At 64.0% G+C, this 13,008-nt stretch carries 13 protein-coding genes and 1 pseudogene; 8 read left to right on the forward strand and 6 right to left on the reverse strand.

Going from position 1 to position 13,008, the window contains the following annotated elements; genetic code table 11:
• Positions 1–256: 256 nt before the first annotated feature.
• Together aglM and aglJ are read left to right on the forward strand one after the other, a co-directional pair.
• The gene (aglM, locus tag AArc1_RS05555) at positions 257–1,552 is read left to right on the forward strand and encodes a UDP-glucose 6-dehydrogenase AglM (protein WP_117363433.1); all 1,296 of its coding nucleotides are present in this window, start codon (positions 257–259) and stop codon (positions 1,550–1,552) included.
• An 87-nt stretch (positions 1,553–1,639) separates the two neighbouring features.
• Positions 1,640–2,656, forward strand: a complete 1,017-nt coding sequence (aglJ, locus tag AArc1_RS05560; protein ID WP_117363434.1) for an S-layer glycoprotein N-glycosyltransferase AglJ — start codon at positions 1,640–1,642, stop codon at positions 2,654–2,656.
• Positions 2,657–2,773: 117 nt separating this feature from the next.
• On the opposite strand, the gene AArc1_RS05565 is transcribed toward aglJ, so the two are convergent.
• A complete protein-coding gene (locus AArc1_RS05565) occupies positions 2,774–3,103 on the reverse strand; it encodes a DUF5789 family protein (protein ID WP_117363435.1) in 330 nt (109 codons plus the stop codon).
• Positions 3,104–3,201: 98 nt separating this feature from the next.
• Between AArc1_RS05565 and AArc1_RS05570 the strand changes: the two genes are divergently transcribed.
• Positions 3,202–3,411, forward strand: coding sequence for a ribbon-helix-helix domain-containing protein (locus AArc1_RS05570; protein WP_117363436.1), 210 nt, complete (start codon positions 3,202–3,204; stop codon positions 3,409–3,411).
• A 316-nt stretch (positions 3,412–3,727) separates the two neighbouring features.
• Here the strand turns inward: AArc1_RS05570 and AArc1_RS05575 are convergent, their stop codons facing one another.
• The gene (locus AArc1_RS05575; protein WP_117363437.1) at positions 3,728–4,123 is read right to left on the reverse strand and encodes an OsmC family protein; all 396 of its coding nucleotides are present in this window, start codon (positions 4,121–4,123) and stop codon (positions 3,728–3,730) included.
• 93 nt (positions 4,124–4,216) lie between these two features.
• The gene (locus AArc1_RS05580; protein WP_117363438.1) at positions 4,217–4,918 is read right to left on the reverse strand and encodes a metal-dependent hydrolase; all 702 of its coding nucleotides are present in this window, start codon (positions 4,916–4,918) and stop codon (positions 4,217–4,219) included.
• Positions 4,919–5,320: 402 nt separating this feature from the next.
• Here AArc1_RS05580 and AArc1_RS05585 point away from each other — a divergent pair, with 402 nt between their 5' ends.
• Positions 5,321–5,584 (forward strand): hypothetical protein, encoded by a 264-nt coding sequence (locus tag AArc1_RS05585; protein ID WP_117363439.1) that lies wholly within the window; start codon positions 5,321–5,323, stop codon positions 5,582–5,584.
• A 69-nt stretch (positions 5,585–5,653) separates the two neighbouring features.
• A complete protein-coding gene (locus AArc1_RS05590; protein WP_117363440.1) occupies positions 5,654–7,774 on the forward strand; it encodes a DHH family phosphoesterase in 2,121 nt (706 codons plus the stop codon).
• Positions 7,775–7,898: 124 nt separating this feature from the next.
• Here the strand turns inward: AArc1_RS05590 and AArc1_RS05595 are convergent, their stop codons facing one another.
• Positions 7,899–8,396 carry a hypothetical protein gene (locus tag AArc1_RS05595; protein WP_186336654.1) on the reverse strand — a complete coding sequence of 166 codons (498 nt, stop codon included), beginning with the start codon at positions 8,394–8,396 and terminating at the stop codon, positions 7,899–7,901.
• A gap of 144 nt (positions 8,397–8,540) precedes the next feature.
• Here AArc1_RS05595 and AArc1_RS05600 point away from each other — a divergent pair, with 144 nt between their 5' ends.
• A complete protein-coding gene (locus AArc1_RS05600; protein ID WP_117363441.1) occupies positions 8,541–10,202 on the forward strand; it encodes a tRNA uridine(34) 5-carboxymethylaminomethyl modification radical SAM/GNAT enzyme Elp3 in 1,662 nt (553 codons plus the stop codon).
• Positions 10,203–10,394: 192 nt separating this feature from the next.
• Here AArc1_RS05600 and AArc1_RS05605 read toward each other — a convergent pair.
• Positions 10,395–10,616 (reverse strand): annotated as a pseudogene (locus AArc1_RS05605) (ZIP family metal transporter); the annotation flags it as partial.
• Positions 10,617–10,779: 163 nt separating this feature from the next.
• On the opposite strand from AArc1_RS05605, the gene tenA reads away from it, so the two are divergent.
• Positions 10,780–11,439 (forward strand): thiaminase II, encoded by a 660-nt coding sequence (gene tenA, locus AArc1_RS05610; protein ID WP_117363442.1) that lies wholly within the window; start codon positions 10,780–10,782, stop codon positions 11,437–11,439.
• Positions 11,436–12,203, forward strand: coding sequence for a TenA family protein (locus AArc1_RS05615; protein WP_117363443.1), 768 nt, complete (start codon positions 11,436–11,438; stop codon positions 12,201–12,203). The genes tenA and AArc1_RS05615 overlap by 4 nt, the downstream gene beginning before the upstream one ends.
• A 64-nt stretch (positions 12,204–12,267) precedes the next feature.
• On the opposite strand, the gene AArc1_RS05620 is transcribed toward AArc1_RS05615, so the two are convergent.
• Positions 12,268–12,927: a hypothetical protein gene (locus AArc1_RS05620; RefSeq protein WP_117363444.1), complete on the reverse strand. Its 660-nt coding sequence runs from the start codon at positions 12,925–12,927 to the stop codon at positions 12,268–12,270.
• Between the last annotated feature and the right edge of the window lie 81 nt (positions 12,928–13,008).

The raw sequence follows: 13,008 nt of genomic DNA on the forward strand, positions 1-13,008 counted from the left end.
ATACATATGCTCGCATGATAACAGTTTTCTCAGTCAAAACTACTGCTTCACGCCGGGAAGTATCGTCCTGATACACAGCCCACGCCGTACCCCGCTCGTGTTGGAGAGTCGCTCGTCGGACACGCCATATGGGGGTTCACACCCGTCTCGAGGCCTCTGCTCTCGGCCGATCGCTCCGTCGTTCCGATCGCAGGGAACGGTCCGCTCGAGGCCAGCACCCAAAAACGACTAACCGGACGCCGTCGTTTCGCTCCGTATGAACGTCTCTATCGTCGGCAGCGGCTATGTCGGCACGACGATCGCCGCCTGTCTCGCAGACCTCGGTCACGAGGTCGTCAACGTCGAGATCGATCAGGACATCGTCGACGCCATCAACGCTGGCGACGCCCCGATCCACGAACCGGGGCTCGAAGAACGAATCGCCGACCACGCCGGGACGCGGCTCCGGGCGACGACCGACTACGGCGAAGTTCGTGACACCGACGTCACCTTCCTCTGTCTCCCGACGCCGAGTACCGAGGACGGCAGCCTCGAGTTGGGGCCGATGCGAGCCGGAGCGGAATCGCTCGGCGGGGCGCTCGCGACGAAAGAGGACGACCACCTCGTGGTGGTCAAGTCGACCGTCCTCCCCGGGACGACCGAGGAGGTCGTCGGCCCGATCCTCGAGGCCGAATCCGGCACCCAGGTCGGCGAGGGGCTCGAACTCGCGATGAACCCCGAGTTCCTGCGGATGGGCACGGCCGTTTCGGATTTCTTAGCGCCCGACAAGGTCGTACTCGGCACGACCAGCGACGACGCGGCGTCGACACTGCGAGCGCTCTACGATCCTATCCTGTCGAGCGAGGAGACGGACCTCGTCGAGACGGACCTTCGGGAGGCCGAACTCATCAAGTACGCCAACAACGCCTTCCTCGCCGCGAAGGTCTCGCTGGTGAACGAGCTCGGCAACGTCGCCAAGGAGTACGGCGCGGACGCCTACGAGGTGCTCGAGGCAGTCGGTCTCGACGACCGAATCTCTGCACGCTTCATGCGCTCGGGGCTGGGCTGGGGTGGGTCCTGTTTCCCGAAAGACGTCGACGCCCTCCGTGCTGGTGCTCGCGAGCAGGGGTACGAGCCAGACCTGCTCGACGCCGCCGTCGCCGTCAACGACGGCCAGCCACGACGGCTGGTCGACTTGCTCGCCGACCACGTCGACCTCGAGGGAGCCCGGATCGCCGTTCTCGGCCTCTCGTTCAAGCCCGGCACCGACGACGTCCGCAAGTCCCGTGCGCTCGACGTGATCCGCCGGCTCGACGAACGAGGTGCCCGGCCCGTCGCCTACGATCCGGTTGCGATCGACAACGTCCGCGAGCGCTATCCGGATCTGCCGGCCGCGTACGCCGACTCGGCGAGCGAGGCACTCGAAGAAGCAGACGGCGCAGTCGTCGCGACCGACTGGCCCGAGTTCGACGACTGCTCGTTCGCGGGGATGGCCCGGCGGGTGGTCGTCGACGGTCGCCGGATCGACGTCGACGCGGCCGATCTCGAGGTGTACGAGGGATTGACCTGGTGAGTCAGTGAGCGTGACGATGTCCTCGCCTCGTCGAGCCCACTGGGCAATCAGTAGTCTTTTGCGGGCACAGGGGAGACAGTTCGGTCGATGGAACACGACGCGGTTCGCGCGGATTCACGGCTCCGTGGAGACGGTGGCGAGGTCTTCACGATGACCGACGAGACGCGCGAAATTTCGGCTGAGGACGTCTGCGTCCTTATCCCCACGCTGAACGAAGCCGCCACGATCGGCGACGTGATCGACGGCTTCTACGAGGAGGGATTTACGAACGTCGTCGTCGTCGACGGCGACTCTGACGACGAGACCCAGGAGATCGCTCGTGAGCGCGGCGCTGGTGTCATCGTCCAGTCCGGCGATGGGAAAGGGCAGGCGGTTCGTGAAGCTGTCCAGTATCTCGACGTGCCGTACGTCCTGATGGTCGACGGCGACGGGACGTACGATCCCGCCGACGCAGAGACGATGCTCGAGCCTCTCTCACGCGGCTACGAACACGTCATCGGGAACCGCTTTGCGGACATGGACGACGACGCGATGAAAGCGTTGAACGGTTTCGGCAACCGGATGATCAACCGCGCGTTCCGGTTCATCCACGGCCCGGACTACGACGACATCCTGTCGGGCTACCGTGCGTTCACGGTGGACTCTTTCGAACGGCTCTCGCTCGACTCCGATGGCTTTACGATCGAGACCGAACTCGCCGTCGAGTGTGTCAAACACGGCGTCGAGACGACGGTCGTCCCGATCAGTTACAGCGCCCGCCCCGAAGAGTCAGAGACGAATCTCCATCCAATCACGGACGGTGGAACCATTATCCTCGCGCTGTACTCGCTCGCGAAGACGAACAACCCGCTGTTTTATTTCGGGAGTCTCGGTCTCACGGGGATCGTCACTGGCGGCCTCATCGCCGTGTACGTGCTCTGGCGGTGGCTCCAGTACGGCATCGGCCACGAAATTCTCGCGGTCGTCTCCGCTGCCGCAATCCTGGTCGGCGTTCAACTCCTGATGTTCGGCGTTCTGTCGGACATGCTCGTCACGCTCCACCGGGAACAGCGACGCCGGCTCGAGCAGATCACGCGCGAAGCACGCGAGTCCGACGACGAGTAAGAAAGAACCGTTGGCAGCGGGCGAGGCCGCTCGACCGCCGGAGACGATCGGAGAGCGACGATCGACGGTTGGCGTCGACGAACAGGATGCGTCGATCGAACCGTAATACGACGTTTTTCAGAACGGAAGCATCGACCGGACCTGCTGGAAGACGCCGCCGGAATTGGCCTCTCGATACGCTTCGAAGGGTTCATGCAGGTCGTTCAATAGCTCCTGTCGGGACCGAAACTCCTCGGTGTCGACTTCTGCGAGCATCTCGCCTAGCGCGATGTCGTTGCCGTGGACGTCGTAGGGGATGCGTTCGTGACCGAGCTCCGCTGCGACGTCGTCTTTCGTCGCCGGAAAGGAGAGGTCGCCGTCCCGTAGTCGGGCGTCGACGGCAGCGATTCCGAACTCGACGCTTTTCGGTTCCTCGTCGTCTCCGCTCGATGGTGGCCGCACTCCCATAGAACCCGATTCGTCGTCCGGTAGCAAAACCGCTACGAAGACTGCCGACGCCCGTCGCCCGTCGACACGCATTTGGGGGCGGCGACGGAGTATCGTATATGACCGAGTACACCACGGTTTCGATCCCGAAAGATCTCGCCGAACGGGTCGAAGAGACGATCGACGGAACGAGTTTTCAGAGCACGAGCGACCTCGTCCGCTTCCTGCTTCGCAGCATCGTCATCCAGCACCAGAAACAGGGCCAGCTAACCGAAGCCGAGTTCGAAGAGATCACCGAACAGCTACGCGGCCTGGGTTATCTCGAGTGACAATTCCACAGGGCAAATCGCCTCTGACAGCCCGCCGACGTCAGCTTTTTTCAAATACGTGGGCGCTCCCGAGCGGAGAAAACCGCTGCTATCCGCTCCGGATTTCCCCTCGAATGACCGCGACGAGAAGGACGGCCGATCACGTGGCGGGCTCATCGACCAGCTCATCGAGGGTGGCTTCCTATCGCCCGATCCCGGCTGCGCCGCCACCGCGATGGTGTCGTCGCCCGTACTCACCCACTGTTCGTTCGACATCGCTGTCGTTAGCCACTCCAGAGAATCGAGCGCGGTCGGATCCGTCGTCAGCCGACTCTGGTTAGAACGCGTCGCCTTCGATCGTGCAGTCGGCGTGCAACTCGTCTTTGAGCGCGTCGTGGACTTTACAGAGTTCGAAGGCCCGTTCGATGATCTTCTCTCCCGTCTGGTCGTCGACGTCGGCTTCGACGTGTACGTCGAACGAGACGGACTCGAGTTTGTCGTCGTCGTTCAGGTCGCCGGTCGACTCGATTTTGACTTTGCCCAGGTCGTCGACGCCGCGTTGCTGGCCGCCGACGCGCAGCGCAGGGACGTAACAGGAGGCGTACGCGGCGAGCAGCGCCCCGAGTGTGTCCGGTGCGTCCTCTCCGTTGGCGTCGATCGCGGTCTCGAACTCGCGGATCTCGTTCGTGGCACTGAACCCTTCTTCAGAGACGGTGGTGACGGTTTTCGCCATGACACTGGAGCAGTCCACGGCCGGCTTCCTAAACGTTGTTCTCGAGGACAGTACCGTCAAGTCCGTTGAAAAACCCCAGTTGTTGGAACGTGATTACAGCTCGAACGGCTCGTCGGCCTCGAGGACGTGGACGTCGGCGTCGGAGACCGCGCGTTCGAAGTCTGCGGGATCCTGCTCGATTGGCGGGAACGTATCGTAGTGCTGTGGGAACGCGTGGTCGGCGCCGGTCCAGTCGACGGCGACGCCGGCCTGTTTCGGGCCCATGGTGAAGTGGTCGCCGATGGGGACGATCGCAGCGTCCGGCTCGAGGTGATCGCCGATCACGTCGCGCATCTCGGACATCAAGGCGGTGTCTCCGGCGTTGTAGATGGTCGTCGAATCGGACGCCGTTGGGTCACCGTCGGCGATGACGAACCCGGCGGGCATGCCCGCGTCGACGTCGTACTCGGTCATGATGCCGTTCGTGTGGTCGGCCCGGACCATCGTGACGGTGGCATCGCCACACTCGACGGTGCCGCCGAGGTTCATCCCCATTCCGCCGACGGCGTCCTCGAAGCCGAACTCCGCCTGGCAGTAGGAGACGATCTCTGGCGTCGCGACGAGCGTCGCCTCGGCGAACTCGCCCGCATGGGCGATGTGGTCGGCGTGACCGTGGGTCAACAGGACGTAGTCCGGCGTGTCGACGTCCGACGGCTCGAGATCGGTTTTCGGGTTGTCGAAAAACGGGTCGATCAACAGGTCGGTACCCCCGACGGTGACGTGCCACGTCGAGTGGCCATGCCAGGTGAGCTCCATATCACTCTACTGGTTAGCGTGTCTCTCCCTTAAAAGTGGGTGGGAGATGTGTGCGGCTGGGAGCGATCACGTACCGATATCGGCCGCGAGGTCACATGCTCGAGCCGCGTTCCTGTCGGGGTCGGCACACTCGAGTCGCGGTAAACGACTGGCTGTCGCGTGTGTACAATCACCATCATTTATACGTCCGCTCTTGGATGGTCGAGATGCCGCAGGCGGACCTGACACACCACGCATGCGGTCGGTCGCATTCGCGACCGTGCATGGTCGAGCATCCACTTCTGGATGGGGGCCGGCCATTCGACAGACGGCGGCCGCGGCACAGACAGTCGCTTCGCTGGTGATCGGCGGACACCGTCGACGATGCCGTGGCGTTTTTTACTAGCGGCCCGTACAGCGCGTATGCTCGCGCTGACGCTCGAGGACTTCATGGTAGAGCTGAACGAGGGATCGATCAAGAACGTCGGACCGTCGAACAAGTCGGCGACCGTCAAACTGTTCGACGTCGAATCGGCCGAGGCGCGCGAGTTCGGTGACAAACGCGTCAAACTCGTCTTCGAGGACGACGACGGCAACGAGATACAGGTGTCGCTGTTCCCTGAGGACGTCCGAAAGATCGTCCGCGACGTCGAGGCACTCGAGGACGACTCGCCGGTCTTCGAGTGATCGTCGCGGGCACCCATCGCGGAAGCATTTCGACAACCGTTTTAGGCCGAACCTGTTTGAACCGAGTAGATGGGTAACTGTATCATCTGCGGCACGCCCGTTGACGGCGAGATTTGTGAGAGTCACGAGGAGGACGCTGTCTTCGAGTTTCGTGGCACCGCACCTTCGCACCTCACCCCCGGCCGCTACTACCGGGGCTCCGTCGACGGCTACGCCGACTTCGGCGTCTTCATCGACGTCGGAGATCACGTTACTGGACTGTTGCACAGAAGCGAACTCGACCGACGACTCGAGAGCCTCGAGTGGGAACCTGGAGACGAGGTTTTCGTCCAGGTTCTCGACGTCCGCGACAACGGGAACGTCGACCTCGGCTGGTCGATCCGACAGTCTGACCGCGAATTCCGCGGAAAACTGATCGAAACCGCCGACGAGGAGTTCCGTCCAGCGGACCTCGAAGACGACGCGGACGCTGACGCGGACTCGGCCGACGACGATGGCGAAGCCGACACGTCGTCCGAACCGTCCCAGGGCACACCCGACGAGGGTGCCGCCACCGCGAACGCGACGGAAGCCGTCGCCAGCGCCAGCGGCTCCGTCGCAACCGAAACCGCCGCCGCGTCGACGCCGTCGACCGACGATGCGGCCGACGCCACGCCCGAGCCCGAACCGGCGCTCAAGCGAACGACGATCGAAGCGATCAACAATCAGGTCGGCTCCGTCGTCCGGCTCGAGGGCGAAATCACCGGCGTTCGCCAGACTAGCGGCCCGACGGTGTTCGAACTCCGCGACGAGACTGGCACCGTCGAGTGTGCGGCGTTCGAGGAAGCCGGCGTCCGCGCCTACCCCGACGTCGATGTCGACGACGTCGTCGCCCTCGAAGGCGAGGTCGAACGCCACCACGGCGACCTCCAGGTCGAAACCGAGACGCTCGACGTCCTCGAAGCCGACGAGCGCGCGGCCGTCGTCGACCGCCTCGAAACCGCAATCGAGCGAGAAGCCAGCCCTGACGACCGATCGCTGCTGGCCGACCACGGTGCCATCGCCGCCGTCGAGAGCCAGATCGTCGAGGCTGCGACGGCGATCCGACGAGCCGTCATGGAAGCTCGTCCGATCGTTGTCCGCCACTGTGCAACCGCCGACGGCTACGTCGCCGGCGCTGCGATCGAGCGTGCCGTACTCCCGCTGATCCGCGAGAAACACACCCGCGACGACGCGGAGTACCACTACTTCGAGCGCCGACCGCTCGACGACCGCGTCTACGACATGGACGCCGCGACGAACGACGTCACTTCGATGCTCGAGGCTCGCGACCGCCACGGCGAGCAGCTCCCGCTCGTCATCCTCGTCGACGCTGGCTCGACCGAGGAGTCCGTCCACGGCTACGACCTGCTCTCGATGTACGACGCCGAAGCGATCGTCATCGACGACAGTCGCGCTGACGAAGCGGTCACCGACGCCGTCTCTGTCGCCGTTGCCCCCTCGCTCGAGGGCGCAAACGTCGACGACCTCACCTCGACGGCGCTCGCCGCCAACGTCGCTGCACACGTCAACGACGACGTTCGCGAGGACCTCGGCCACCTGCCCGCGGTCAGCTACTGGGAGGACACTCCCGAGGCGTACCTCGAGTTGGCGACCGACGCCGGCTACGACGAGACCGCACTCTCCGAGCGACGCGAGGCCGTCTCGCTCGAGGCCTACTACCAGTCGTACAAGGACAAACGCGAACTCGTCGCCGACCTGCTGTTCAACGGCGAGGCACGAGAGGGCGACCTCGCGGCTCACGTCTCCGAACAGTTCCGCGCGAAACTCGAGACCGAACTCGAGACTGCACGGGACAACAGCACGATCCGCGGTCAGGACGGCGTGACGTTGACGGTTCTCGACACGGCCGCGTTCACGCACCGGTACAACTTCCCGACGACGGTGCTGTTGCTCGACGAACTTCACCGACAGGAACGCGACCGCTCTGACGCGCCGTTTGCGACCCTCGGTGTCGGCGAAGACGAACTCCACGTTCGAGCGACCGACGCCGTCGACGTCCGCGAACTCGGTGACGCAATCGCCGAGCAGGTCCCCGATGCTGGCGTTCACGTCGTCGGCGGTGCCGACGGCCACGTCGCGTTCCTGCCGGGCGCACGCGGTGCCGTTCGTGACGCAGCGATCGACGCCCTCGTCGAAACGCTGGCCTGATCAGGCCCCGAAAGCTGATCCGCGACACTTCTCGACGTTATCGACCGACACCCAGAAAGCGGCCGCTCTCTTCCAACCCTGCGGGTGACGGACAAACCCTACAGCGCGTGCCGACGCGAGAGAACTAGTGATCAGAACCGTCAGAGACGGGTTCGTGTGAGCCGTCGGTTGCGTTCTCGAGCGAGTCGGTCGACGCGCTTGCGTCGGCGTCCTGATCGGCTGCCTCCGCGACGAGGTTCGCGATCGTCGTCTCGAGTTCTTTCGTTACCGTCTTGGCCGCCAGTCGGTCGAGGACGAACGACCAGAACGAGTCGAACGTGTAGCGTGTGGTCGCCTCGACCTGGGTTTTCGCTCCCTGTTCGACGGTAATCGCCGAGTGGCGTTTCGCGAACATGTCGCCACCGTCGACGAAGGTGTACTCGTAGCCGTTTTCGCGCTCGACGAAGCTGATCGTCAGCTCCTCGCCGTCGAACACGACGACGGCGCGCTCACCGTCGGTTGTCGGCTCGAGCGAGCGAACGTCGTAAATCTCGGCGGCCTCGAGGATGGCCCGCGGCGACAGGATTGCAAGCAGTTCCCGCGGCGATGGCTCGACGACGACGGTGACCTCGACCTCGTGCATCGGTCGAGCCTAGGTGCCGGTCGGCAAAAATCATCGGCATTGTGATGCACGCTCCCGACTCGAGCGAGACGTAAGACGAGTCGAGGGAAACAGCCAGTTTCGACTCCGACACGCTTATTCGCGACGGGAGACCATCCTCGTGTAGTGAGCACCGAGACGCCCGAACCTACCGAAACAGAGGCGTTCGAGCAGGTCTGTGAGACGCTCGTCGAGCGAATCCTTGCCGGCGAGATCGACGAAGACGACGTCGAAAAGGCCAAACTCGAGGCCTGTTCGGAACACTCGGCACCGAAGGTGCCGAAAAACTCGGAACTGCTCGATTACGCCCCCCAGGAACACCGAGAGACGCTCGAGGCGGTCCTCCAGCGCAAGCCCGTCCGCACCGCATCGGGCGTCTCCCCGGTCGCGATCATGACCTCGCCCGAGCGCTGTCCCCACGGGAAATGTCTGTACTGTCCTGGTGGACCGGACTCGGAGTTTTCGTCCTCACAGAGCTACACGGGCGAAGAGCCCGCCGCGGCCCGCGGGGTCCAGAACGATTACGATCCGTACGGACAGGTCACGCTTCGACTCGAGCAACTGCGCGAGATCGGCCACCCCGTCGACAAGGTCGAACTCATCCTGATGGGTGGGACGATGACCGCCCGCTCTCACGACTATCAGGAGTGGTTCGTAAAGCGCGCACTCGAGGCGATGAACGACTTCGACGTCGAGAAAGAACCCGAGCCCGCAGAGGGCGTCAGCTTCGCCCAGGATCCCGACGAGTACGAGTGGAAATACGTCGAAGACGTCATCGCCGAGAACGAAACGGCGGACATACGCAACATCGGGACGACTTTCGAGACCAAACCCGACTGGTGTGATCCCGAACAGATCGACCGGATGCTCGAACTCGGCGGCACCAAAGTCGAAGTCGGCGTCCAGACGACCTACGAGCGGATCAACCGCGAGATGCACCGCGGCCACGGAGTCCAGGAGTCGATGGAGGCCAACCAGCGCCTGCGTGACTCTGGCTTCAAGGTCGGCTTTCACATGATGCCCGGCCAGCCCGGGATGAGCACGGAGATGTGTCTCGAGGACTTCCGACGGATCTTCGAGCAAGATGCCTGGAAGCCCGACTACCTCAAGATCTACCCGACGCTGATCGTCCGCGGAACGGCGACCTACGACTGGTGGCACAAAGGCGAGTTCGAGCCGCTGGGCAACGAGGAAGCCGCTGAACTCGTTGCCGAAATCAAGGACATGATCCCTCGCTACACGCGTCTCCAGCGCGTCCAGCGAGACATCCCGGCTGACTTCATCGACGCTGGCGTCTGGAAGTCGAACCTCCGGCAACTCGCCCGAAAGCGTATGGACGAACACGGCTGGTCGTGTGAGTGTATCCGCTGTCGCGAGGTCGGGATGAACGACGCCGAACCCGAGGAGGTCGACCTCGACGTGCTGGAGTACGACGCCTGTGGTGGCACGGAACACTTCATCTCCGTCGAGGACTTCGAGCAGGACCTGCTGATCGGCTTCTGCCGGCTTCGGTTCCCGAACGATCCGGTCAGGGCCGAACTCGAGAACGCCGCGCTCGTGCGCGAACTCCACGTCTACGGCTCGGAAGTCACGATGGGCGAAGAGGGGACGTCCGACCAGCACCAACACCGGGGCTACGGCCGCCGTCTGATGGAACGCGCCGAGGACCTCGCCGCCGACGCCGGATACGACAAACTCAGCGTTATTTCGGGTATCGGCGCTCGAGAGTACTACCGCCAGAAGCTGGGCTACCACCAGGACGGGCCGTACGTGAGCAAGCGGCTCTGACGGATTCGGTTCGAGGATCTGCCGGATGAAGCGCACGAAATTTTCGATCTCGACGCTGTCGAGCAGTCCCAGGCCGTCCTCGGTCGCCGAGTCGTATCTGCCGATCTGGCACTGGCGGGTCCCACGCTCGAGTGCCGAGGGACGCGTCCCGATTCGGACTTCTCCCGATTCGCCGCCAGGGGAGTACCGCTACGCGGTCACCGTGACGACGACCTCCCAGGGCGTGCCGAACTCGAGTCCGGGGACGATCAGCGCGAACACCGCGGCACCGACCATGACGCCAGCGGCGAATCCGAGCGCCCCGTCGTAGACGCGGTGGCTCACCTGCTCGGTGTACAGCGTCGGGAGTGCACTCAGACCGGTGGCACAGCCGGCGACGAGTGCGACTGCGACGACGGTGAGCGACTCTGTCATGCCTGTGTTTCGACCTGTTGGCTCAAAAATCGCCCTCGAGCATCTCACGCGGCGTGCGGTCGATGAGCACGGTGGCTGGCACACCGCTATCGACGTTGCCACCATGCGTACAACCGGCTTATACTAGCTAGTTATATCTGTGTGAATCGCGTAGTCCGGCTCGATGATGTTCAGCGAACACCTGCTCGAGGAGGGCGAACAGATCTGGGACGCACAGAAGCGCCACCCGTTCGTGACGGAACTGGCCGCCGGGACGCTCGAGGAGGCCGCGTTTCGCCACTGGGTCGAGCAAGATTACCGGTATCTGCTCGATTACGCGCGGCTGTTCTCGATCGCGGGTGCGAAAGCGCGCGACGAGGAGACGATGACCCACCTCTTGGGCGTCGCCCACGAGGTGCTTGACTTCGAATTGGATCTCCACCGCGAGTTCGCGGCTGACTACGGCATCAACAGAGCCGAACTCGAGAGGGTCGAGAAAGCCCCGACTTGCGTCGCGTACACGAGCTTCCTCCTGCGGACGGCCTACGAGGGATCGGTCGCCGAGATCGCGGCCGCCCTGTTCCCGTGTATGCAAGGGTATCTCGATGTCGCCGAGCATATGGCCGTCCTCGCCGAGGAAGAACATCGCTACACTCCGTTCATCGAAACGTACACCAGCGATGAATTTCGCGAGGCGACTGCGTGGTGTCGTCGGTTCGTCGACGAGTGTGGCGAGCGCTATCCGGGTGCGCACGAGCCCATGCGAGAGGCGTTCCTCACGAGCGCGAAACTCGAGTACCGCTTCTGGGAAATGGCGTACACGCTCGAGGGGTGGGAGCTGTGAGCGACGCAGCCGATACGGCATCCGTCCCAGAGAGCTTCGGGGCCTACACCGCCGAAATCGACGGGGAGGCCCGGTTTACCGACTGGCTTCGAGAGCGATCCGAGCCGACCTGGTCGGCGGCAATCGAGCATTCGTTCGTCGACGAACTGGGTGCCGGGACGCTCTCGACGGACGCCTACACCGCCTATCTCGTCCAGGACTACGCGTTCGTCGACGAACTCGTGGGGGCGTTTGGCCACGCGATCGGCCAGGCGCCCGGCATGGACTCGAAGCGGCCGTTCGTCGAGTTCCTCGAGACGGTGACCGACGAGGAAAACGACTACTTCCAGCGGTCGTTCGATGCGCTCGACGTTCTCGAGGTCGACAGAATCGACCCCGACCTCACCGAACCGACGGCCGCGTTCGTCGACCTGCTCGGGCGGGCAGTTCACGAGGGTGGCTACGCCGAGACGCTCGCCGTGCTGGTCCCCGCCGAGTGGATCTACGAGACGTGGGCGACGGCCGTCGCCGCCGAGTACGGCGACCCGGACGCCGACGGCCCGCCGAGTGCAGGTGCCGACCTGCCGTTTTACTACGCAGAGTGGATCGACCTCCACGCCGTCGAGCCGTTTTGTGAATTCGTCGACTGGCTGCGGGGCGAACTCGACGCCGTTGGGCCCACCCTCTCACCGCAACGCCAACGACGCGTCGAACGACTGTTCGGCCGTACGGTCGCCCTCGAGGTCGCCTTCTTCGACTCGGCGCTCGAGGTGGGTGGTGAGTGACCGGCGGGCCGATTCTGACAGTCCGTTCTCGAGTCCAACGACGGCTACTCTCACGTCGACCGGCTCAGTCGATCGTGATCTCGAGTTCGAGGAGGCCGAGGTACGACGGTGCGCCCCCGCCGCTGGTACGGAACGAGGTCGGGCTCGAGTCGACGTACTGGTAGAATTCTGACTGCGTCGACGGGAGGACGACCGAGCCGTCTTCGCCCTGGAGGTACGCCGGGGCATCGGTTCGCTGGATGCGTTCGACCTGTTCGTCCCAGTCGTCCCCGGCGTGAATGAAGAGCCCGAACGAAAAGCGGCCGTTGAGGACGGCGTCTTGCTTCGAGGAAAACTGCTCTGCTTCTTCGACCTGGTACTCCTCGTCGCTGAGCCAGGCGATCGCTGATAGTCCCTGCGTCCGAAGGAGATAGGCGTCCCACGAGTTGGTGCCGTCGAACTTCGCCCACGTGTTGCGCGGGCCGACCGTGTCGACCTCGACGCTGAAGGCTGGTCGACCGCGCGCACCGGCCGGCTCGTGGACGAACGTCGCATTGTAGCCGGGGACGCGGATCCCACGGTCGTGATAGACGACGCCGTCGGCCTCGAGGCCGAGGTCGCTGCGTTCGTTTAGGTCCTCGAGCAGTTCCAGAACGGGGATGCCGCCGCTCGCCTCGAGCCGCTCGAAAAAGTCCGGGAGTTCGTAGGCGTCCTGCCAGCCGCGGGGCGCCGTCGGCGCGCTCACGGGCGTCGACCTCCGTGACCGAGATGCATACCCGTATCCTGGGTGCCGGTCCGGATTAGGTTTTCTGACTCGAGCCGTCGT

The sequence above is a fragment of the Natrarchaeobaculum sulfurireducens genome (assembly GCF_003430825.1).
GTDB classification, from domain to species: Archaea; Halobacteriota; Halobacteria; order Halobacteriales; family Natrialbaceae; genus Natrarchaeobaculum; species Natrarchaeobaculum sulfurireducens.